Source organism: Microbacterium sp. UNCCL10 (assembly GCF_000746195.1).
In the GTDB taxonomy this organism is placed as follows: Bacteria; Actinomycetota; Actinomycetes; order Actinomycetales; family Microbacteriaceae; genus Microbacterium; species Microbacterium saccharophilum.
Genome location: NZ_JQKT01000009.1, coordinates 60,459 through 83,296, shown reverse-complemented (window position 1 = coordinate 83,296; position 22,838 = coordinate 60,459). Strand labels below are relative to the sequence as shown.

The following is a 22,838-nucleotide window of genomic DNA, read 5'->3' as shown; positions in this document are numbered from 1 at the left end:
GCATGTCGCGCACAACGAAGTCCGTCCCCCTCGTCCTCGTCGCCCTGCTGGCACTGGCGGGATGCTCGTCGTCCCCCGCCGTGGAGGCGGACCCGACGGATGCCGCCGACCCCGGCACGTCCGCGGCGACCGGCGACACGATCTCCGGCACCGGCTACTCCTTCCAGGTGCCCGAGGGGTGGGGCGAGCCCGAGCAGGAGATCGAGGGCTTCGACCCCGACGCGTTCGCCGCCGACCTCGACGACGCCGACGGGTTCTCGGACAACGTCAACGTGATCCTCTCGCCGGCCGGCGAGGTGACGCCCGAACAGGTGGAGACCCTCGGCGTCGAGGAGCTCGAGGGCGTCGGCGCGACCGACGTCGAGATCGGCGACCGCATCACCGTCGCCGGCTCCGAGTCGGCGCACCTCTCCGCCGCGCTGGCATCGGAGGGAACCGAGTACGTGGTGGACCAGTTCTACGTCACGGCGGACGGGCAGACCTACGTCGTCACGTTCTCCTTCAGCCCCACGGTCTCCGACGCCGACCGGGACGAGATCGCCGAATCGGTCCTCGCCTCCTGGACCTGGAGCTGACCGGACCCGCCGCGCGAGCCGGCCTCGGTCACCAGCGCGCGAGCTGCTCCTGCGCCGTGGCGAGCTCGCGCGGGGGCAGCGCGCGGGCGACGGCCTCGGTGAGGGTGAGCTCCGCGCCGCTGGCCTCGCCCTCGGCGACGAGGGCCGGAGCCTTCGCGCGGGCCGCGTCCAGCGACAGCGCGTGCACCGTGAACGCCTCGACGTCGAAGACGCCCACGCGATGGCGGATGGTGGTCGCGGCGGCGGAGAGCTCGCCGGCGCGCCGCGCGTCGCCGCGCGCCGCGGCGACGGCGCACAGTCCCTCGAGGCCGTAGGCGACGCCCTCCTCGTGATGCAGGCGCAGCGAGTCCAGCAGCGTCCGGACGAAGACCGCCTCCGCCTCGTCCACGGCGCCTCCGACCATGAGCAGCCGCCCCTTCTGGTTGCCCGCGATGGACCGGGTGAAGAGGTCGCCGCCCGCGTCGGCGATGGCGCTCGCCCGCTCGAAGTGCGCGAGCGCGTCTTCGCGTGACCCGCGGAGCCACGCGACCCTCCCGAGGGAGACGCGCGTGATCGCCTCGCCCCACGCGTTTCCGACGGCGTGCAGCCGCTCGACCGCCTCGTTCAGCTCCCGCTCGGCGAGATCGATGTCGGGGTCGGGCAGCTGCACGCGCGCGGTCGCCCGCGCCGCGAACGCCATGGCGGCGGCGTCCTCGTCGCCCGCCTCGCCGAACAGCCGCGCCACCTCGCCGAGGCCGGCGACGACCTCCTGCGCGGGGCGCTGCCACAGCTCGCCCCACAGGGCGTAGAACCATGCGACGGCGCGGGTGTGCTGCGTCATCGGCTTGTCCTTGCCCAGCAGCTCCAGCATCCACACCCGCACGCCGGCGAACAGGCCCATGATCCACCAGTAGATCAGGAGCGCCCACGCGAGGTCGCCGGCGTCGTCGAGCCGGTCGATGTAGACGAGATGCCGCACCGCGGCCCGGAGGTTCGCCAGCTGCAGGCCGAGCTCGGCCAACGCCGCCTCCTGCCCGGGGCCCCGCAGTTCCGGCGCGATCCGCCGCACGAGGGCCAGGTGGTAGTCGGCGTGCGCGGCCCGCATGAGGTCGGCCTCGCCGCGCTCCTTGAGCCGGTCGATGGCGTACTCGCGGACGATCGCGAGGAGCGACAGGACGCTCCGCCCGTCGATGTCGGTCTGTGTGACGAGCGAACTGTCCACGAGCGCCGCGAGGCCGTCGATGACCTCGGCCTCCCAGTCGCGTCCGGCGCCGATGGCCTCGACGGCCTCGAACGTGAACCGCTCCGCGAACACCCCGAGGTCCTCCAGGAGCGCCCGGTGCGCCGGGGTCAGCAGGCTCACGCTCCACTCCAGGGTGGCCCGCATCGTGCGGTGCCGCTCCGGCATGTCGCGGACGGCCGCCGTCAGGAGGGGGAGGGCACGGCTCAGCCGCTCCGCGATGGCCTGCGGCGACAGCATCCGCACCTTCGCGGCGGCGAGCTCGATCGCCAGCGGCAGCCCCTCCAGGCGCCGGCAGATGTCCATGACCGCGCCGGCGTTGTCCTCGGTGAGGGCGAAGCCGGGCTTGGCGGCGAGGGCGCGGTCGGCGAAGAGGGCGCACGCCGTCGACATCCCCGCCCGTTCCCGCGTGGCGGGGGCCCCGTCGGCAGGCGTCGTGAGGGCGCGCACGTCGTAGACCCGCTCCCCGCGGATCCGCAGCACGATGCGGCTCGTCACGAGGAACGTCGCCTGCGGCGCGAGGTCGTACAGTCGCACGAGCAGCGGGGCGGCGTCGACGATCTGCTCGAAGTTGTCGAGCACGATCAGGACGCGCCGGTCCTCCAGCGCCCGTGCGATGCGGCCCTCGAGCGCGGCTTCGCCGTTGTCGCGGATGCCGAGACCGTAGGCGATCGTCGGGATCAGCAGCGCCGGCTCCAGGACGTTCTCCAGCGCCACGAAGTACACCCCGTCGGGGAAGAGGTCCCGGGCGCCCAGGGCGAGCTCGATCGCGAGACGGCTCTTGCCGATGCCGCCGGGGCCGATGAGGCTCACGACGCGGTCGTGGCCGCGCGCCAGCATCTCCCGCACGGCGGCCAGGTCGTCCTCGCGCCCGATCGTCGTCGTGTACGGCACGGGGATGCGCGCCGCCGGCGAGGCGCCGGCGGCGGCCGGATCGTCCCCTTCCGGCGTGCGCCGCGACTCGTCGAAGCGCTCCGCGAGAAGCGTCGCCAGGTCGGCGGCGACCCGGGACTCCAGTTCGTCGGCCGCCGTGAACGGGAGGTAGGCGGCGGTGTCGTCGGCCTGGATGCGGGCGATGAGCTCCGTCAGGCGCTCGTCGCGGTGGTCGGTCGCCTTGATGTAGATGAGCTTCGGCATGTCCCGCGGCGCGAGGTTGTACTCGTCCTCCAGCCCCGACACCTCCTCGTCCGGTGCGACCCAGCCGTAGCTGGCGCCGTAGATGCCCACGAACACGTCGCTCTGCTCCAGGTACGAGCGGTACAGCTCGCGCGGGGGATGCGGGCGGGCGCCGAGCTCGAACATCACCGGCGCGAGGTGGAGGCGCTCGATCGCCGACCGCGCGGCGCGGCGCTCATCGACGAGCTCGCGCAGGGTGGAGCTGACGAAGACCCGGATCCGCTGGTCGGGCGTGCGGATCACGGGGCGGATGACCCCAGTCATGGGGACATCATGGCCTTCCGTCCGCGCTCGCGCCACGGGTTTCCGGCGGATCTCGCGGCCCGACGCCGCGTGATCGCGCGGTTATACCGCAGCATCGGGGACAAATCAAGAATCTCGCTGGACATGGCGCGTCGCCCGGGCTATAGTGGGTAGTTGCGCTCCCTTCCCCCTGCCCTCATATGGTGGTCGGCTTGTGCCTGTTGTGCCCCCGTCGTATTCCGGCGGCGCGTGCTGCGCAGGTTTTCGGGTTCGGGAGCACTCCACCTGACGACAAGGAAACCAGCCCCTGCCCGGGCTCACGGAGGTAATCCCCTTGGCTGCTGCGCGCAACGCAACCAATTCCACCACCACCCCCAAGAACGGCCGTGACGCTTCGCGTCTCACGTTCGCCAAGATCTCCGACACGCTGGCGGTCCCTGACCTCCTGGCGCTGCAGACCGAGTCCTTCGACTGGCTCGTCGGCAACGAGACGTGGAAGGCGCGGGTCGCAGAGGCGAAGGCCGCCGGCCGCACCGACGTGCCCGAGACCAGCGGCCTCGAGGAGATCTTCGAGGAGATCTCCCCGATCGAGGACCTGGGCGAGACGATGCAGCTCTCGTTCACGAACCCGTACCTGGAGCCGGAGAAGTACTCGATCGAGGAGTGCAAGGAGCGCGGCAAGACCTACGCCGCCCCGCTGTACGTCGAGGCCGAGTTCATGAACCACCTCACCGGTGAGATCAAGACCCAGACGGTCTTCATGGGCGACTTCCCGCTCCAGACCACCAAGGGCACGTTCATCATCAACGGCACCGAGCGCGTCGTCGTCTCGCAGCTCGTCCGCTCGCCCGGTGTGTACTTCGACAAGACCCCCGACAAGACGAGCGACAAGGACATCGTGTCGGCGCGCGTCATCCCGAGCCGCGGTGCGTGGCTCGAGTTCGAGATCGACAAGCGCGACCAGGTCGGCGTGCGCATCGACCGCAAGCGCAAGCAGTCGGTCACCGTGTTCCTGAAGGCGCTCGGCCTCTCCAGCGAGGACATCCTCAACGAGTTCGCCGGCTTCGACTCCATCGAGGACACGCTGTCCAAGGACACGATCCTCACCAAGGAGGACGCGCTCCGCGACATCTACCGCAAGCTCCGTCCGGGCGAGCAGGTCGCCGCCGAGGCCGCCCGCGCGCTCCTGGACAACTTCTACTTCAACTCCAAGCGCTACGACCTGGCGAAGGTCGGCCGCTACAAGATCAACCAGAAGCTCGGCCTCGACAAGCCGCTCAGCGACTCGGTCCTGACCGTCGACGACATCGTCGCGACGATCAAGTACCTCGTCCGCCTGCACCGCGGCGACGTCACGTTCGAGGGTCTCCGCGGCGGCAAGACCACCGACATCCGCCTGGACGTCGACGACATCGACAACTTCGGCAACCGTCGCATCCGCGCCGTCGGCGAGCTCATCCAGAACCAGGTCCGCACGGGTCTGTCCCGCATGGAGCGCGTCGTCCGCGAGCGCATGACCACGCAGGACATCGAGGCCATCACGCCGCAGACCCTGATCAACGTGCGCCCCGTCGTCGCCGCGATCAAGGAGTTCTTCGGAACCTCGCAGCTGTCGCAGTTCATGGACCAGAACAACCCGCTCGCGGGTCTGACCCACAAGCGCACGCTGTCCGCGCTCGGCCCCGGCGGTCTGTCGCGCGAGCGCGCCGGCGTCGAGGTCCGTGACGTCCACCCGTCGCACTACGGCCGCATGTGCCCCATCGAGACGCCGGAAGGCCCGAACATCGGTCTGATCGGCCGTATGGCGACCTTCGGCCGCATCAACGCGTTCGGCTTCGTCGAGACGCCGTACCGCAAGGTCATCGACGGCCGGGTCACCGACCAGATCGACTACCTCACGGCCACGGAGGAGAGCGACTTCATCGTCGCCCCGGCCAGCACGCCCCTCAAGGACGGCCACTTCGCCGAGGACCGCGTCCTCGCCCGTCGCGGTCAGGGTGGCGAGGTCGACCTGTTCCACGTCGAGGAGATCGGCTACATCGACGTCTCCCCGCGCCAGATGGTCTCGGTCGCGACCTCGCTCATCCCGTTCCTCGAGCACGACGACGCGAACCGCGCCCTCATGGGTGCGAACATGCAGCGTCAGGCCGTCCCGCTGCTGCGCAGCGAGTCGCCCGTCGTCGGCACCGGCATGGAGGGCCCCGCGGCCATCGACGCCGGTGACGTGATCATCGCGCAGAAGGCCGGTGTCGTCACCGAGGTCTCGGCCGACGTCGTGACCCTGCAGCTCGACGAGGGCGGCACGCACGACTACTTCCTGCGCAAGTTCGACCGCTCGAACCAGGGCACCTCCTACAACCAGCGCGTGGTCGTCTCGGCCGGCGAGCGGGTCGAGGTCGGCGAGGTCATCGCCGACGGCCCGGCGACGGAGAACGGCGAGCTCGCGCTCGGCAAGAACCTCCTCGTCGCGTTCATGATGTGGGAGGGCCACAACTTCGAGGACGCGATCATCCTCAGCCAGGAGCTCGTCAAGAACGACACGCTCTCCTCGATCCACATCGAGGAGTACGAGGTCGACGCGCGCGACACCAAGCTCGGCAAGGAGGAGATCACCCGTGACCTCCCCAACGTCAGCCCCGACCTGCTGAAGGACCTCGACGAGCGCGGCATCGTCCGCATCGGCGCCGAGGTGCGTCCCGGTGACATCCTCGTCGGCAAGGTCACGCCCAAGGGCGAGACCGAGCTGTCGGCCGAGGAGCGCCTGCTCCGCGCGATCTTCAATGAGAAGAGCCGCGAGGTCCGCGACACGTCCCTGAAGGTGCCGCACGGCGAGCAGGGCACGATCATCGCGGTCAAGGAGTTCAACGCGGAGGACGGCGACGACGAACTCGGCTCGGGCGTCAACCGCCGCGTCGTGGTCTACATCGCCCAGAAGCGCAAGATCACCGAGGGTGACAAGCTCGCCGGCCGTCACGGCAACAAGGGTGTCATCGCGAAGATCCTCCCCGTCGAGGACATGCCCTTCCTCGCCGACGGCACGCCGGTCGACATCGTCCTGAACCCGCTCGGCATCCCGGGTCGAATGAACTTCGGCCAGGTGCTGGAGACCCACCTCGGGTGGATCGCCCAGCAGGGCTGGAAGGTCGAGGGCGACCCGGAGTGGGCCAAGCAGCTCCCCGAGTCCGCTCGCCAGGCCGCGCCCGGCACGAAGGTCGCCACCCCGGTGTTCGACGGTGCCGCCGAGTCGGAGATCGCGGGTCTGCTCGACTCGACGCTCCTCACCCGTGACGGTGAGCGCCTCATCGACCGCTCGGGCAAGACGAAGCTGTTCGACGGTCGCTCCGGCGAGCCGTTCCCGGCTCCGATCTCGGTCGGCTACATGTACATCCTGAAGCTGCACCACCTCGTGGACGACAAGATCCACGCGCGCTCGACGGGCCCGTACTCGATGATCACCCAGCAGCCGCTCGGTGGTAAGGCGCAGTTCGGCGGTCAGCGCTTCGGTGAGATGGAGGTGTGGGCCCTCGAGGCCTACGGCGCCGCGTACGCGCTGCAGGAGCTCCTCACGATCAAGTCCGACGACATCGTGGGCCGCGTCAAGGTCTACGAGGCGATCGTCAAGGGCGAGAACATCCAGGAGCCCGGCATCCCCGAGTCCTTCAAGGTGCTCATGAAGGAGATGCAGTCGCTCTGCCTGAACGTCGAGGTCCTCTCGGCCGACGGCACGGCGGTCAACCTCCGTGACACCGACGACGAGGCCTTCCGCGCTGCTGAAGAGCTCGGCATCAACATCTCCACCCGGTTCGAGACCACGTCCATCGACGAGATCTGACCCGGCCAGGCTTACAAACGATTTTCGACACAGGAGAACTAGTGCTCGACGCAACCACTTTCGATGAGCTTCGCATCGGCCTGGCCACAGCTGACGACATCCGTCGTTGGTCCTTTGGTGAGGTCAAGAAGCCCGAGACCATCAACTACCGCACGCTGAAGCCGGAGAAGGACGGCCTCTTCGGCGAGCAGATCTTCGGCCCCTCCCGCGACTGGGAGTGCGCCTGTGGCAAGTACAAGCGCGTCCGCTTCAAGGGCATCGTCTGCGAGCGCTGCGGCGTGGAGGTCACCAAGTCCTCCGTCCGCCGTGAGCGCATGGGCCACATCGAGCTCGCCGCGCCGGTCACCCACATCTGGTACTTCAAGGGCGTCCCCTCGCGTCTCGGCTACCTGCTGGACATGGCGCCGAAGGACCTCGAGAAGGTCATCTACTTCGCCGCGTACATGGTCATCTCGGTCGACGAGGATGCTCGTCACCGCGACCTGCCCACGCACGAGTCGAACCTGCGCCTCGAGCTGAAGAACCTCGCCGACCGTCGTGACGCCCGCGTCGCCACGCGTCTGGCGAAGCTGGAGGAGGAGCTCGCCGCCCTGGAGGCGGAGGGTGCCAAGGCCGACCAGAAGAAGAAGGTCAAGGACGCCGCCGAGAAGGACATGGCCGGCATCCGCAAGAGCTCCGACGAGCAGATCGGCAAGCTCGAGCGCGTCTGGGAGGAGTTCCGCAACCTCTCCGTCGGTCAGCTCAAGCAGGAGGACGACGTCTTCCACGAGCTGCAGGACCGGTTCGGTCAGTACTTCGAGGCCTACATGGGCGCCGAGTCGATCAAGCGTCGCCTCGAGGCGTTCGACCTGGCCGCCGAGGCCGAGTCGCTGCACCTGCAGATCTCCGAGGGCAAGGGCCAGCGCAAGATCCGCGCGATCAAGCGCCTGAAGGTCGTCAACTCGTTCCTGCAGACGGGCATGAGCCCGGCCGCGATGGTCCTCGACGTCGTCCCGGTGATCCCGCCGGAGCTGCGCCCGATGGTCCAGCTCGACGGTGGCCGCTTCGCGACCAGCGACCTGAACGACCTGTACCGCCGCGTGATCAACCGCAACAACCGTCTCCGTCGCCTGATCGACCTCGGTGCCCCCGAGATCATCGTCAACAACGAGAAGCGGATGCTGCAGGAGGCCGTCGACGCGCTGTTCGACAACGGCCGCCGTGGTCGCCCCGTCACGGGCACCGGCAACCGTGCGCTGAAGTCGCTGTCCGACATGCTCAAGGGCAAGCAGGGCCGCTTCCGTCAGAACCTCCTCGGCAAGCGCGTGGACTACTCGGGCCGTTCGGTCATCATCGTCGGCCCCCAGCTCAAGCTGCACCAGTGCGGTCTGCCCAAGCAGATGGCGCTCGAGCTGTTCAAGCCGTTCGTGATCAAGCGCCTCATCGACCTCGGTCACTCGCAGAACATCAAGGCCGCCAAGCGCGCCGTCGAGCGCACCCGTCCCGAGGTCTGGGACGTGCTCGAGGAGATCATCCGCGAGCGCCCCGTGCTGCTCAACCGTGCGCCCACGCTGCACCGTCTCGGCATCCAGGCCTTCGAGCCTCAGCTCGTCGAGGGCAAGGCGATCCAGCTGCACCCGCTCGTCTGCGCCGCGTTCAACGCGGACTTCGACGGTGACCAGATGGCCGTCCACCTGCCGCTGTCGGTCGAGGCCCAGGCCGAGGCCCGCATCCTCATGCTGGCGTCGAACAACATCCTGAAGCCGTCCGACGGCCGCCCGGTGACCCTGCCCTCCCAGGACATGATCATCGGTCTGCACCACCTGACCACGGTCATCGAGGGCGCAGCAGGCGAGGGCCGCGTGTTCGGCTCGGTCGGCGAGGCGATCCTGGCGAAGGACGAGGGCACCCTCGACCTGCAGGCCAAGGTCCGCATCCGCGTCCCGGGTCTGACGTTCCTCGAGGGCGAAGCCCCCGAGGGCTACGAGCGCCACGGTCTCGTGGACGCCTCGCTCGGCCAGGCGATCTTCAACGACACGCTCCCCAAGGGCTACCCGTTCGTCCGCGAGCAGGCCGACAAGGGCAAGCTGTCGCAGATCGTCAACAAGCTGGCCGAGGAGTACCCGAAGGTGGAGGTCGCGGCTTCGCTCGACCGCATCAAGGACGCCGGCTTCTACTGGGCCACCCGTTCGGGTGTGACCGTCGCGCTCAGCGACGTCCTCACGCCGCCGAACAAGGCCGAGATCGTGGCGGGCTACGAGAAGCAGGCCGCGAAGGTCCAGGGCCAGTTCGAGAAGGGCCTCACGACCGACGCCGAGCGTCGCCAGGAGCTCATCAAGATCTGGACCGAGGCGACCGACGAGGTTCAGGGCGCGATGCGCGCGAACTTCCCGGCCGACAACACCATCAACCGCATGGTGAGCTCGGGCGCTCGTGGTAACTGGCTGCAGATCCGCAACATCGCGGGTATGCGCGGCCTCGTGAACAACCCCAAGGGTGAGATCATCCCCCGTCCGATCATCTCCTCGTACCGCGAGGGTCTGTCGGTGGCGGAGTACTTCATCGCGACGCACGGTGCCCGTAAGGGTCTGGCCGACACGGCTCTCCGTACCGCCGACTCGGGCTACCTCACGCGTCGACTCGTCGACGTCTCGCAGGATGTCATCATCCGCGAGGAGGACTGCGGGTCGAACAAGGGCCTGGAGTTCACGATCGCGGCGCCCGGCGCCGACGGCACGCTGGTGAAGGACGCGAACGTCGAGAACTCGGTGTTCGCCCGTACCCTCGCCGCGGATGTCGTCAGCCCCTCGGGCGAGGTGCTCGCCTCCGCCGGCGACGACGTGGGCGACGTGCTCATCAACGCGCTCGTCGAGGGCGGCGTGGAGTCCATCAAGGTCCGCTCGGTCCTCACCTGCGACTCGGCTGTCGGCGTCTGCGCGAAGTGCTACGGCCGTTCGCTCGCGACCGGCAAGCTCGTCGACATCGGCGAGGCCGTCGGCATCATCGCGGCCCAGTCGATCGGTGAGCCCGGCACCCAGCTGACGATGCGCACCTTCCACACGGGTGGTTCGGCGTCCGCCGATGACATCACGCAGGGTCTGCCGCGCGTGCAGGAGCTGTTCGAGGCCCGTACCCCCAAGGGTGCGTCCCCGATCGCCGAGGCCGACGGTGTCATCAAGATCGACGAGACCGACAAGGCCAAGAAGGTCATCCTGACGCCCGACAACGGCGACGAGCCGCACGTCTACCCCGTCCTCAAGCGCGCCACCCTCCTCGTCGAGGACGGTCAGCGCGTCACGGTCGGCCAGCCCATCCTGGTGGGCACGCTCGACCCCAAGGAGGTCATGCGTGTCATGGGTGCCCGCGAGGTGCAGAAGTACCTCGTGAACGGCGTCCAGGGCGTGTACCGCTCGCAGGGTGTGCCGATCCACGACAAGCACATCGAGGTCATCGTGCGCCAGATGCTGCGCAAGGTCACCGTCGTCGACCACGGCGAGACCACGCTGCTGCCGGGTGAGCTGGTGGACTTCAAGCGCTACCAGCAGATGAACCGCGAGGCGGTGGCCGAGGGCAAGCGTCCCGCGTCCGGCCGTCCCGAGCTGATGGGTATCACGAAGGCGTCGCTCGCGACGGAGTCGTGGCTGTCGGCGGCATCGTTCCAGGAGACCACCCGCGTCCTGACGCAGGCGGCCATGGAGGGCAAGAGCGACCCGCTCGTCGGCCTCAAGGAGAACGTCATCATCGGAAAGCTCATCCCCGCCGGCACCGGCCTTGCGAAGTACCGCAACGTCGTGGTCGAGGCGACGGAGGAGGCCAAGAGCGAGCGGTACCCCAACCGCATCTTCGCCTCGGACGGCGCGTACAGCGACGCCGACCTGAGCTTCGTCGACTTCGACAGCTTCTCGACGGACGACTTCACGCCCGGCACGTACAACTGAGGCGGATGCCGGTGGTCACCCACCGGCATCCCTCACTCGAAGGCCCTCGGCATCATGCCGGGGGCCTTCGGCGTTCCCGTTCCGCGGCTCCTCGGAGCGCCGGTGCGGGCGCCGGGGCCGGGGCGCCTACCGTGGGAGCATGACCCGGGTCGGCGGCAGGAATGCGATCTTCGCGTGGGTCGTGGGGCTCATCAGCGCCGCGATCGTGGCGGTGCTCGTCGTCCTCGCGCTGCCGATGCTCCCGACATCCCTCGCGTGGCTCGGCGATCAGGTGAAGGGCCCGGCATCCGCCCCGGAGGCCCGCGACGAACCCGCCGAGGACGGCGCGCCCGCGGAGTGCCGCGATCTGTACAGCCAGCCCCTGTGGGCCTCGCTCGTCTGGGCGCCGGACTCGGTGCTCACGCCCTCGCGCGACCTGCCGACCACGACGGCGACAGGACTCGTCGAGGCGCTCGCCCCGACCGTCCGGATGACCTGCACCTGGCGGTCGGCGGAGGGCGAGATCTCCACGACGCTCGCGGAGGTGGCCACGGATGCCGGCGCGATCGCCGCGACCGCCCTCCCCACCGCGGGCTTCGCGTGCGCCGCGTCCGACGGACGCACGCGCTGCACGCGCACCGACGGCGAACTCATCGAGACGATCGAGGCCGGCGGCGGGCTGTGGCTGTCGACATCCCAGACGTCCTGGCAGCCGGCGGACTACCCGGGGCGGGTCGCGGACGCCGTCTGGGCGGATTAGAGCGCGGACGGCCAGATCGCGCGGATGACGGCGGTCGTGTAGCCGGTCGGCGCGAGGTTCGAGTACTGCGTGTCGATGAGCACGCCGTCACGGTAGAACAGCGTCCGGCCGTCGGTGACCGGGAAGTCGGCGTTCTCCCACGTCTTCTCGCAGCGGAGCCCGCCGGCCGGCTCGTAGCAGACGAAGCCTTCGTCCATGCGGGCGTTGAAGTAGTCGAGGACGTCGTTCTTCGGCGCGTAGTTGATCGTCGTCTCGAGCCGCGTCGTGTCGGCGCCGGGCTGCCCCCAGACGCAGCGCAGCGACCGGTCCGGGAGGACGCCGGTCTCCCCGAATGCCGGGTCGTTCAGGGGAACGCCCTCCAGCTGGGTGCGGACGGCGTCGTCGACGATCGCCTCGCAGTCCGTCGGCAGCACCGTCATGGACAGCACGGGGCCGGACGGGACCGGCGGGACGCCCGTGGGCGTCGCGGTGGGCGTCGGCGTCGGGGTGGCGGCGGCCGTCGTGGGGGCATCGGACGGCGCCGCCTCGGGGGTCGGCGCGCAGGCCGCGAGGAGCGCAGCGAGGAGCACGGCCCCGGCCGGAGCGGCGAGGAGCGCGCGGCGTGCGGACGGGGACGACATGTCCTCCACGATAGGCGGGAGGTTCCCACCCGACGCCCCGACACGTCGCGGGGCTCGGCCCTGCACGGGACACGTCCCGACACGTCGGCATGGCTCCCGGACTGTGTGCGGCGGGCGCGTTACGCTCACTGTGCGGCGGCGAACGCCTTCGCGTGAGGAGCACATCGCAATGAGCGACCCCAAGTACGGTGAGCCCGTCGACGACAGCACTCCCGCTCGTGACGACCGGTCCGTCGATGACGTGGTCGGCAGCGCCAACGCCGGTCTCGCCGAGGCCGAGGCGGCCAAGCGCGACGCCGTGACCCCCGAGGAGCAGGCCGCTGCGGCGCGCTCCGACGAGGCCGCCCGTGACGACCTCGCCGCCGACGCCGCGCGTGACGACCGCCCCGTGGGCGCCGCGTACGACGACCGCCAGGATGCCGTCTACGGCGACCGCGGGACGCGCGACGCCGCGACGACCGGCGCCGCGCACGACCGGTCCGCCGACGACGACGGCCTCGACTACCTCCGCACGGGCCCGGCCGCGACCGGCTCCTCCGTCGACGCCTCCGCCGACGACCGTTACTCGATGGCTCCCTCCGCGGCGCCCACCGAGACGTACCGTCCGGTCGAGAGCGAGCCGGTCGCGCCCGTCGCCGCCCCCGCGCCCCAGCCGATCTTCGTCCAGGCCCCCGAGGCCCCGCGCGCCCGCGGCAACCGCGGCGCCGCCGGCGCCATCGGCCTGCTCGCCGCGCTCTCCTTCGCCGTGCTGTACCTCGCGGCCGCGCTCGGCTTCGGCGCGATCCAGGGCGACGTCACCCTCGAGAACGTCGGCGAGGAGGCGCTCGCCGCGCTCACCACGTGGTGGTTCTGGGTCCCCGTCGTCGTCTTCTTCCTCGGCTTCTGGATCCTCGGTGCGGTCATCAACCGTGGCCGCTGGGGTCTCTGGGTGATCTTCGGGATCATCGTCGGCGCCGTCGCCTACGTGGGCCACCTGCTGGGCCAGCTGTTCCAGGCGCCGTTCTGGACGCTCACCGCCAGCGAGGGCGCGGAGATCGTCAACGACCAGCTGCTCGCGCCCCTGGCCATCGCCGCGTTCGTCTTCGGCCGCGAGCTGACGATCTGGTTCGGCGCCTGGGTCGCGGCACGCGGCAAGCGCGTGACCGAGCTGAACTACGAGGCGCAGCGCGAGTACGAGCGGACGCTCGAGGCGGGCCCGCAGCTTCACCGCGTGTGATGCCATGACCGGCCGTGGAGTGGCGCCGCCGGTGGCGGTGGCGCTCGCGACGGTGGCGTTCGTCGCGCTCGCGATCGGCGGCCTCGGGATGGCGAGCCTCCTGCTCGAGGCCGACGTCATCGCGACACCCGGCGTGGGCCAGCTCGCCGGCATCCTGGCCCTCACGGTCTCGACGGGGGCTTTCGGCGGCCTGCTGTGGGCGTATCTGCGCCGCCCGCAGCCTTCGTACGTCGCCGCGCTTCCGGTGACGGTGGCCGCCATGCTCGCGTACCTGGTGGGCTTCGGCCTGGGCGCGATGCTGCAGGGGACGGATGCCGCGCTCGCGCTCGCCGCCGCGGGCGGATTCGCGACCTCGTGGTTCGCGCTCGTCCTGGCCGGGGCCGCGTTCGTCGCGGCCTGGTCGGCCGTGGCTCTCGTGCGCACGCGCGCGGAGCGTCCGCGCTGGCCGTGGGAGCGCGACGACCTCGACGAGCCCTGACCCGCCGCCGCGCGCCTCGTCGGCGTGGCTCGGTCGCCCCGGGGCGTTGCCCGCTGCCGCCCGCCGCGGTTCGCTCGCGCCGAATGGTGGGTGTGCACGCGTCGCACCCGCACTTCAGCGCGGATGAATATCCCCGCTCAGGTTCACTCGCGTCAAATGGCGGGTCTCGACGCCCCGCACCCGCACTTCGGCGCGGGTGAGTGCGTGGCGTCGCCGGGGCTCTCGCGCAGCGTCACCGCCGTGGTTCACTCGCGCCAATTGGTGGGTGCGCACGCTTCGCGCCCGCACTTCGGCGCGGATGAATATCCGGGCTCAGGCTCACTCGCGTCAAATGGTGGGTCGCGACGCCCCGACCCGCACTTCGGCGCGGGCGAAGATCCCCGCTGAGGTTCAGTCGCGCCAAATGGCGGGTCTCGACGCCCCGCACCCACACTTCGGCGCGGGTGAAGTGCTTAGGGTCGCCGGGCGGCGACGCCTGGCGCCGCGGACGCTACGGCGAGCTCGCTCATCCGCGCCGCATGGCGGGCCCCGCTGGCACGCACTCGCAATCTGGCGCGGATGAGTGCGGGGCCGGGAGCGTGTGGTGCCCCGCGGCCGATTCACCCGCGCCGAATGGCGGGTGCCCTCGCCCCCAACCCGGGTTTCGGCGCGGATGAAGACCCCGCGGCCGATTCATCCGCGCCGAGTGGCGGGTGTCTTCGCCCTGGACCCGCGTTTCGGCGCGGGTGAAGATCCTGGCGAGCGCTCGCCCCGGCGAGCGCGGCCCCGAACGGCTCCGACCGCTCCCGGCGCGCCCGCCCCACCGCCCCGGCCCGCCCCGCCCACGCCGCGTGGCGCCCGCCCCACCGCCCCGGCCCACCCCGGCGGCCCCGCCCCCGCCCACGCCGCGTGGCGCCCGACCCACCGCCCCGGCCCACCCCGGCGGCGCGCGGCGCGGACGCGGTTTCCGCGGCGCATACAGCGAAACGCCGCGCCGCACGGAACAATGGTCCCGTGGAGCGGTCGATCGAGACCCAGGTCAGCCAGGCGGTGGACGCCTGGCTGAAATGGCTGCCGCGCTGGGAGCCGGCGACGCACCGCGGCCGCGTGGCCCCGTGCCGCCGCTGCTTCGGGTCTCCCGTGCTGTCGGCGGCGGGGCTCGGCGCCGACGTGCCGCACGGCGTGCAGCACGGCCTGTCCACGCGAGTGAAGACCATCGTCGACCGCGCCGTCGCCGAGTACACGGCGCGGAACCTCCCGATGCTGCAGGCCGAGCTCGATCAGCAGGCGGCGCGCAACCAGGCGCGCAGCTACCGCCCCGCCGAGGGCCTCGACCCCGAGTTCGAGGGACTGCCCATGGACCCCGACCCCGTGCCCGGGTCGCCGTTCCTCTTCACGATCTCCGGCCTCGCCGAGGAGGCCGCGGCCGCGGTGCCCGACCTTCCCCCGCTGTCCGAAGAGGCCAAGAGCGCCCTCCGCCAGGAGGTGCGCCTCGCCGACGACTACGCCAACATGATCGGCCGCGAGGTGTGCACCATCCTCCTGCACCACCGCCTGCGCATCCAGGCGGCCGTGGGCCAGTACGTCGAACCGCAGATCGCGGCGATGCTCGAGGAGCTGACGCGTTCCCTCGACGCACCGTTCGACCCCGGCGCCGAGCCGGGGCTGCCCGACCTGTAGCCGCGCCCGCAGCGCCCCGCCCGGCGCGGCCCGCCTTTGTTAGCATTGGCCGGACTCGCCGCAGAGGACGGCCACCCGGCATCCGCGTGGCACAGCGTCTTTTTCCGTCGACCGGTGAGGGGTGGCATGGCACAGAGGCTCCCGTCGTCGCCGCCCATCCTCCCCGGCCTGGATTACGTGCGGCCCCTCGGATCGGGCGGTTTCGCCGACGTGTTCCTCTACCAGCAGGACATGCCCCGTCGCGCCGTGGCCGTCAAAGTGCTGCCGACCGATGAGCGCGACCCCGACCTGCTCCGCATGTTCAACGCCGAGGCCGACGTCCTCGCGCACCTGTCCGCACATCCCGCCATCGTCACGGTCTACCAGGCCGGCATCTCCGCCGACGGACGGCCGTACATCGTCATGGAGTACTGCCCCGGCTCGCTCGCGCAGCGATACCGCATCGAGCGGATCCCGGTCGAGGAGGTCATGACGATCGCCGTGCGGCTCGCTGGCGCGCTCGAGTCCGCGCACCGGGCCGGGCTCATCCACCGCGACATCAAGCCGAGCAACATCCTCGTCACGACGTTCGGCGCGGCCGTCCTCGCCGACTTCGGCATCTCTGCCTCGCTGCTGCGGCACACCCCGGGGGAGGTGCTGGCCATGTCGATCCCGTGGAGCGCGCCCGAGGTGATCGCGGAGCAGACCGCCGGCACGGTGGCGAGCGAGGTCTGGAGCCTCGGCGCCACCGTGTACTCCCTCCTGGCCGGGCACAGCCCGTTCGAGCGCCGTGAGCGCGGCCAGAACACCCGCGAGCACCTCCGCCGGCGCATCGCGCGCGCCACCTTCATCCCCGTCCAGCGCCCCGACATGCCCGACGATCTGCAGCGCGTGCTCGCGACGGCGATGGCGCGCGACCCCGCCCAGCGGTACCGCACGGCCCGCGAGTTCGGCGAGGCGGTCCGCGATGTGCAGCGGAGTCTCGGCATCGCCCCGACACCGCTCGAGGTGCCGACCGAGGAGTGGACGCCGGTCTCGGACGAGGTCGACTTCGCCGACGCGCGCGTCCGCGGTCCCGTTCGCACCACCGTGCCGCACGAGACCCGCCGGCGCCGCGGGACGGACTCGGGCCCGCCCCGCGGGCGTGATGAGGACTCCGCGATCTCCGGCGGCCCGCCGCCCCGGCGGCTGATCTGGCCGTGGGCGGTGGGCGCCGTCGTCGTCGCGGTGATCGTCGTCGTCGCGGCCGTCCTCCTGGGCGGGCGCTGATGCGACGCCGCACCGTCGTCGGCCTCGCCGCGAGCGCCCTCGCCGTCGCGCTCGTCACCGGGATGAGCATCGTGTGGCCCGGCCTCGACGCGCAGGACACACCCCCGAAGGATGCCTCGGTGTGGGTGCTGCAGAGCGACGGCCTCCGCTACGCCCGCGTGAACACGGCCATCGGCGAGCTCGACACGGTGCGAAGCGTCGCCAACCCGACGCGCATCGTGCAGGCTGACACCGGCGCCTACATGTTCACCGACAGCGACAGCAAGGTCATCCGCATCGACGAGGCGGCGCCGGTGGACCTCGATGCGCAGGGACTCGAGCAGGCGGACTCCGCCCCGGCGGGGACGCGCGAGGCGGTCAGCGCGGGGGACTTCGTCGCCTACCGCACCGACACCGGCGCCGTGTACGCGGGCCGGCTCTCCACGGGGTCCTTCGCCCGGGTGGACCCGTTCGGGTCACCGGATGACGAGGACCGCGTGCCGTACACGGCGGACGCCATCGCCGTGGACCCGGAGGGGATGCTGTTCGGCTACTCCTCGACAGCGGATGCCGTGCTGCGCTTCGACGTCGTCTCCTCGACCGTGCGGGGCGAGGATCCGGTCGCCGCCGACCCGGATCTTCCGGCGCTGACCGCGGCCGGTGAGGACTGGGTCCTCGTCGACGCCGGCGACGGGCGGTTCTGGGTCCGCGGCGCCGACGAGGGCGGGCAGGCCCCGACGCAGGGCGCGGTCGTGCTGAGCCGTCCCGACCCGGACGGCGACGCCGTGTATCTCGCGGATCAGAGCAGCCTCGTGCGGGTCGGCGTCGACGGCGGCACCGAGCAGATCGTGCCTCCCGGAACCACGGTGCGGGGGACGCCCGCCCGCCCCGTCATCCGGGACGGCGGGGTGTACGCCGCCTGGCTTCCGGAAGGCGCGGGGCCCGGCGCGCTGTGGGACGCCGGACGGATCCGTCCCCTCGAGTACGCCGGGGCGGAGCTCGGTCCGCAGCGTCGCCCCGTCTTCCTCGACACCGGTGACGCCCTCGTGCTCAACGACGCCCGGTCCGGGTGGGTGTGGACCGTGGAGGATGCCCGGCTCCTGCCCTCCAGTCAGCGCTGGGACATCGAGAAGGTGACCGAGACGGCCGCCGAGACCAGCGAGGAGGAGCCGCCGGCCGTCATCGACCCGCGGCCGCCGGTCGCGGTCCCCGACGCGTTCGGCGTCCGCCCGGGTGCGCTGGTGCCGCTGCCCGTGCTGCTGAACGACCACGACCCCAACGAGGATGTCCTCGCCGTCGACCCGACCTCCGTGACGGGCCTCGACCCGGGTTTCGGCGTCCTGACCACCACCGATGACCGCCAGCGCCTCGCGGTGCGCGTCGCGTCCGACGCGCGCGGCACGGCGACCTTCTCCTACGCCGTCTCGGACGGGACCGCCGAGAAGGGCCTCACCTCCGAGCCCGCGAGCGTGACGCTCACCGTCGCGGCGGAGGCCGCCAACTCCGCGCCGGTCTGGTGCGGAGTCCCGGGATGCCGGCAGAGCGCCGTGACGCCGCAGCTGCCCCGCGGCGGGACGCTCACGCTGCCCGTCCTCACCGACTGGGTCGACCCCGAAGGCGACGCCATGCTGCTGAGCAGCGTCGTGAACACCTCCGGCATCGGCAAGGTGGCGTGGGTTCCGAGCGGCGAGCTCGTCTACCAGCACAGCGACGCGACCGGCCGGGACGAGAGCATCACCCTCAGCTACACGGTGTCGGACACGCACGGTGCGAGCGCGACGCGGACGCTCGTCATCCGCGTCGTCGGCGAACCGGAGCCGACGGTGCAGTCCTTCGCCGTCGTCGACATCGCCGGCTCGCGCCTCACCGTGGACGTCGCGCCGCATGTGACCGGCGCGGCGGGGGAGATGACGCTGACGGCCGCCCGCGTGCTCGACGACGCCGCCGCGACCGCCACCGTCGTCGGCGGCACGACGCAGTTCGACTTCTCGACGACCGAGCCGGGCACGTACCGGGTGGCGCTCACCGTCGCCGTCGGCGGCGGCGAGGCGACCGGCACCGCCCGCATCACGCTGCTCCCCGCGGACGCCCCCGCCCAGCTGTCCACCGCACCCGTCATCGCGTTCGTCCGCCCGCAGGCCGACGCGACCGTCGACGTGTTCGCCGCCGTGTCCAATCCCACGCGGCGGGTGCTGCTGCTGAGCGACGTCGTGGCGTTCCCGGCACCGGGGGCGACCCTGTCGGTGGATGCCGTCGCGCAGAGCCAGCTGCGGGTCTCCGGCACGACCGCGACGGCGGAGCCGGGGCTCCTCGGCACCGTCGCCTACCGGGTCAGCGACGGCACGAACGACGAGGGTGCGTCGGTGGAGGGGCTCGCGACGGTCTACCTGCTGCCCCCGCCTCCGGAGATCGCCCCCATCGCCGTCGACGACACCGTCGTCGTCCGGGCCGGGTCGCAGGTCGACATCCCCGTGCTCGCCAACGACTTCGCGCCGTCGGGGGCCCGCCCCCGCATCGACCCGGAGTCGGTCGTGTCCTCCAGTGAGGGCGCCCTGGCGTTCGCATCCGGCGACCTGCTCCGCTACCTCGCGCCCACCACGCCCGGCACCTACACCGTCGAGTACGACGTCTTCACGACCGGTTCCCCGACCCTGACCGACACCGCCACCGTGCGTATCCGCGCGCTCGCCGACGATGCGAACCGTCCCCCGCTGCCCGCGAACCTGTCCGGCCGGGTCGTCAGCGGGCTGTCCTCGACCATCCCGTTCGACGGATTCGGGATGGATCCCGACGGCGACGTCGTGCGCCTGGACCGTATCGTCGACCAGCCCGATGTGGGGTCGGCCGCCATCTCGGCGGACGGCGCATCGATCGTCTACACGAGCGTGGCCGGCGACAGCGGTCAGCACTCCTTCCGCTACCGCGTCGTGGACGCCGCCGGCGCGACCGGCGAGGCGACGGTGCGGGTCGGCGTGCTCACCGGGGATGCCAACCCGGGACCGGTGACCTACACCGACTACGTGCACGTCCAGCAGGGCGACGGCAACGTCATCCACGTCCGGCCCCTGTCCAACGACCTCGACCCCATGCGGGGGAAGCTGACGCTCACGGACGTGCGACCGGACGTCCCCGCTGCCGCGGCCGATGGAACGCCCTCCGAGGAGTACGCGCTGCTGGAGAGCCGCATCCTCTCCGTCACCGACGACACCGTCACCATCGCCGCGGGGACCGAACCGACCACGATGGCCTTCCTGTACGACGTCGAGTCGTCCTCGCGCAACACCGCACGGGGTCTCATCGTCGTGCGCGTCGTCCGGGAGCGTGTGCCGGACTACCCGATCGTGGCCGACACCGTCCTCACCGTCGAGGACCGTGAGGACTTCGCGACCGGCGTGGATGTGCTCGGCGGCAAGGTGACCTGGTCCGGCGGCGAGGTGGACGAGCTCGCGCTCGGGCTGTGGCGGTCGCCGCGCGGCGTCGAGGTCGACGGCGATCGCCTGCGGGGCGAGCTCACCGAGCAGGCGCGCATCATCCCGTTCTCCGTCACGGGGCAGACATCCGACGGGCCCGTCACGACCTACGCCTTCCTGCGCCTGCCGGCCGAGGCCGACCCGCCGCTGACGCTCCGCTCCGGCATCCCGCCGCTCGTCGTCGGGGAGGGCGAGGCGGAGACGGCCGACATGGCCGACCTCGTCGCCCGCCCCCGCGGCACCGACCTCGAGATCGGCGACGTGCGCGCGTCCGGCGCGCGCGCGGCCGCCGTCTGCGAACGGGTGCGGGGCACGACGGTGCGCTACACGGCCGGGGAGGGGGCGCCGTGGACGGACGCCTGCCTCGTGTCGGTGCGTCTCGCCGGTCAGGGCGGCTGGACCGTGCTGCCGGTGCCCGTCACCGTGACGCCCCTCGACCCGCAGCCGACGCTCAGCCCCGCCTCCATGACGGTCGCACCGGGGGAGTCGCAGACCTACGACCTCGGCGAGCTCACGACCTGGCAGGGACGCGCGGAGGCGATCGAGTACCGCGTCGAGGACACCGCCGCCTCGTTCGACATCGAGCTCCGCGGCGCCGTGCTCACCGTCGCGGCACGCGACGACGCCCGACCCGGCACGTCGGAGTACGTGACGGTCGAGGTCCTGAGCCACGCCGGCGTTCCGCCCGCGCGCATGATCCTGCGGGTCGGCGCCGCGCCCTCCGTGCTGCCGCAGGGCGGCACGGTGCAGCAGCTGTGCAGCCAGTCCAGCGGGACCCAGTGCACCATCACGGTGATCGGCGCGGCCGGCGAGGTCAACCCGCTGCCCTCCACCCCGCTCGAAGTCGTGGCCGTCGCCCCCCGCGGCGTCTGCACGGGGGTCACCTTCACCGTCGCCTCGGCGCGCACGGTCACCGCCTCCTGGACCGCGGACGCGCCCGGCGCGACCTGCGCAGCCTCCTTCTCGGTCCGCGACGCGCAGGACCGGCTGAGCGCCGGGGAGCGCGACGGCGCCATCCTCCTCGACCTGCAGGGGTACCCGCAGGCGCCGGCGAGCGTCGTCCAATCCGCCTACGGCGACGCCTCCCTCACCCTGCGCGTCGACCCCGGCGCCGCGCGCAGCGCCTATCCCGCGCTCCGCGGCTTCGAAGTGCGTCACGGCGGGGTGGTCGTGGCGCAGTGCACGGACGCCGGCGTCTGCCCCGCCCTGACCGCGCCGAACGGGGAGCGGCGCGAATTCGAGGTCGTGGCCGTCAACGCCGTCGGCGTCTCGCGGACGTCCGTCCGCACGGTCGCCTGGGCGTACGACCCGCCGGTGCCGCCGCGCGCGGTCACCGCGGCCCCGCTCGTCACGAGTGGCGAGGGCGGCCTCGTGTCGCTCGCCATCACGGGCGTGGATGCCTCCGACACGGGGTCGCTCCAGATCGCCAGCCCTGCCGGCGAGACCATCACGGTGGCCGTCGCGGAGGGGCAGACCGCGGTGACCGTCCCGTCGTTCCGGGTGGGCGCGAACACGGCGACACCCATCACGGTGACCCCGCGCTCCCGCTTCGAGGTGCCGCCGGTCGCCGGCGCCGCCCCCGTCATCGAATCCCTCACGGCCAGCGCCAGCGGCATCGGCGCGCCGGTCGACCTCGGGCTCGCGCTGACGGCGACGGCCGCGGGCGGCGGGCGGACCGATGTCTCCGCAGTGGGCTCGGCGAGCCTGAACGGCGACGGGTCCGAGCTTCGCTGGGGGATCGTGCGGGACGGTCAGCCGTGCGTCGCCTCCCCCGGCGGGCGCACCGCGGAGTTCCGCGGGCTCCCCGACGGACGCCTCTACACCTTCGTCCTGTGCGTCGAGTCGTGGTTCGACGGCCGGTCCTTCGGGCGCTCGACGACCACCGCGGAAGTGCGCGCCGTGCAGTCCACGGCCGCCCCGGAGGGCTTCACCTTCGTCGTCGGGCCGACGCCGCATGTGGACGGTCAGCGCGCCCGGTGGACGATCGACTCCGTCCCCACATCGCGGGAGACCCCGCCCTATGACAATGTCGCCGCCTTCCGCGGCTACCCCTCGGGCGTCTTCGACACCGACCCGGGCATCACGGTCCGCTACGAGCACGTCTCCGGGTGGTGGCAGTCCGCGTGGGGCGCGGTGACCCCCGCGCGCGGCAGCGCCCCCTACCAGGTGCAGGCGCGCTGGTGGGTCGACGCCTGCAACGGCGGTGCCCGCCTCGTGCCGCAGGCCGCGTCGACGGACTCCCTCGCACGAGTCGACTTCACCGCCGTCGGCATGCGGTACTACGACGCGGCCGGCGCCGAGCTCGCCCCCGGCACCGACCCCTGGATCGTCCCGGACGCCGCGGTGCGCGTCACCGGCATCGGGGTCGTGGTGGACTGGGTGGAACGCGGCTGGGGTCTGCGTCCGGCGGCAGCCGAGTTCTCCGCCACCTGCAGCCCTGCCCCATCGCCTCCCCCCGGCGACTGAC

Annotated in this window: 11 protein-coding genes; 9 read left to right on the top strand and 2 right to left on the bottom strand. The window is 71.7% G+C overall.

Translation table 11 applies throughout. The features are described 5' to 3' along the window. The first annotated feature begins 2 nt into the window (after nucleotides 1–2). The gene (locus BR85_RS10825; RefSeq protein WP_028496550.1) at nucleotides 3–575 is read left to right on the top strand and encodes a hypothetical protein; all 573 of its coding nucleotides are present in this window, start codon (nucleotides 3–5) and stop codon (nucleotides 573–575) included. A 28-nt stretch (nucleotides 576–603) separates the two neighbouring features. On the opposite strand, the gene BR85_RS14940 is transcribed toward BR85_RS10825, so the two are convergent. Next, nucleotides 604–3,234 (bottom strand): ATP-binding protein, encoded by a 2,631-nt coding sequence (locus BR85_RS14940; RefSeq protein WP_051526300.1) that lies wholly within the window; start codon nucleotides 3,232–3,234, stop codon nucleotides 604–606. Nucleotides 3,235–3,547: 313 nt separating this feature from the next. Here BR85_RS14940 and rpoB point away from each other — a divergent pair, with 313 nt between their 5' ends. The 3 genes from rpoB (at nucleotide 3,548) to BR85_RS10805 (ending at nucleotide 11,701) form a co-directional block, all read left to right on the top strand. Continuing rightward, complete coding sequence (gene rpoB / locus BR85_RS10815) at nucleotides 3,548–7,045, top strand: DNA-directed RNA polymerase subunit beta (RefSeq protein WP_028496549.1); 3,498 nt, start codon at nucleotides 3,548–3,550, stop codon at nucleotides 7,043–7,045. A gap of 41 nt (nucleotides 7,046–7,086) precedes the next feature. Continuing rightward, nucleotides 7,087–10,962: a DNA-directed RNA polymerase subunit beta' gene (gene rpoC / locus BR85_RS10810; protein WP_028496548.1), complete on the top strand. Its 3,876-nt coding sequence runs from the start codon at nucleotides 7,087–7,089 to the stop codon at nucleotides 10,960–10,962. Between the two features lie 139 nt (nucleotides 10,963–11,101). After that, the gene (locus BR85_RS10805; RefSeq protein ID WP_028496547.1) at nucleotides 11,102–11,701 is read left to right on the top strand and encodes a hypothetical protein; all 600 of its coding nucleotides are present in this window, start codon (nucleotides 11,102–11,104) and stop codon (nucleotides 11,699–11,701) included. Here BR85_RS10805 and BR85_RS10800 read toward each other — a convergent pair. Next, nucleotides 11,698–12,321 (bottom strand): hypothetical protein, encoded by a 624-nt coding sequence (locus BR85_RS10800; RefSeq protein WP_028496546.1) that lies wholly within the window; start codon nucleotides 12,319–12,321, stop codon nucleotides 11,698–11,700. The two genes, BR85_RS10805 and BR85_RS10800, sit on opposite strands and share 4 nt — an antisense overlap. Nucleotides 12,322–12,490: 169 nt before the next feature. Here BR85_RS10800 and BR85_RS10795 point away from each other — a divergent pair, with 169 nt between their 5' ends. The 5 genes from BR85_RS10795 to BR85_RS10775 all read left to right on the top strand — a co-directional run bounded on the left by BR85_RS10795 (nucleotide 12,491) and on the right by BR85_RS10775 (nucleotide 22,837). Then, the gene (locus BR85_RS10795) at nucleotides 12,491–13,537 is read left to right on the top strand and encodes an ABC transporter (RefSeq protein WP_028496545.1); all 1,047 of its coding nucleotides are present in this window, start codon (nucleotides 12,491–12,493) and stop codon (nucleotides 13,535–13,537) included. A gap of 4 nt (nucleotides 13,538–13,541) precedes the next feature. Next, complete coding sequence (locus BR85_RS10790; RefSeq protein WP_028496544.1) at nucleotides 13,542–14,015, top strand: hypothetical protein; 474 nt, start codon at nucleotides 13,542–13,544, stop codon at nucleotides 14,013–14,015. A gap of 993 nt (nucleotides 14,016–15,008) precedes the next feature. Next, nucleotides 15,009–15,674, top strand: a complete 666-nt coding sequence (locus tag BR85_RS10785; protein WP_028496543.1) for a hypothetical protein — start codon at nucleotides 15,009–15,011, stop codon at nucleotides 15,672–15,674. A 126-nt stretch (nucleotides 15,675–15,800) separates the two neighbouring features. Further along, nucleotides 15,801–16,922 carry a serine/threonine-protein kinase gene (locus tag BR85_RS10780; protein WP_028496542.1) on the top strand — a complete coding sequence of 374 codons (1,122 nt, stop codon included), beginning with the start codon at nucleotides 15,801–15,803 and terminating at the stop codon, nucleotides 16,920–16,922. Further along, entirely contained in the window at nucleotides 16,922–22,837 is a 5,916-nt protein-coding gene (locus BR85_RS10775) for an Ig-like domain-containing protein (protein ID WP_028496541.1), read from the top strand. The genes BR85_RS10780 and BR85_RS10775 overlap by 1 nt, the downstream gene beginning before the upstream one ends. Nucleotide 22,838 lies beyond the last annotated feature (1 nt).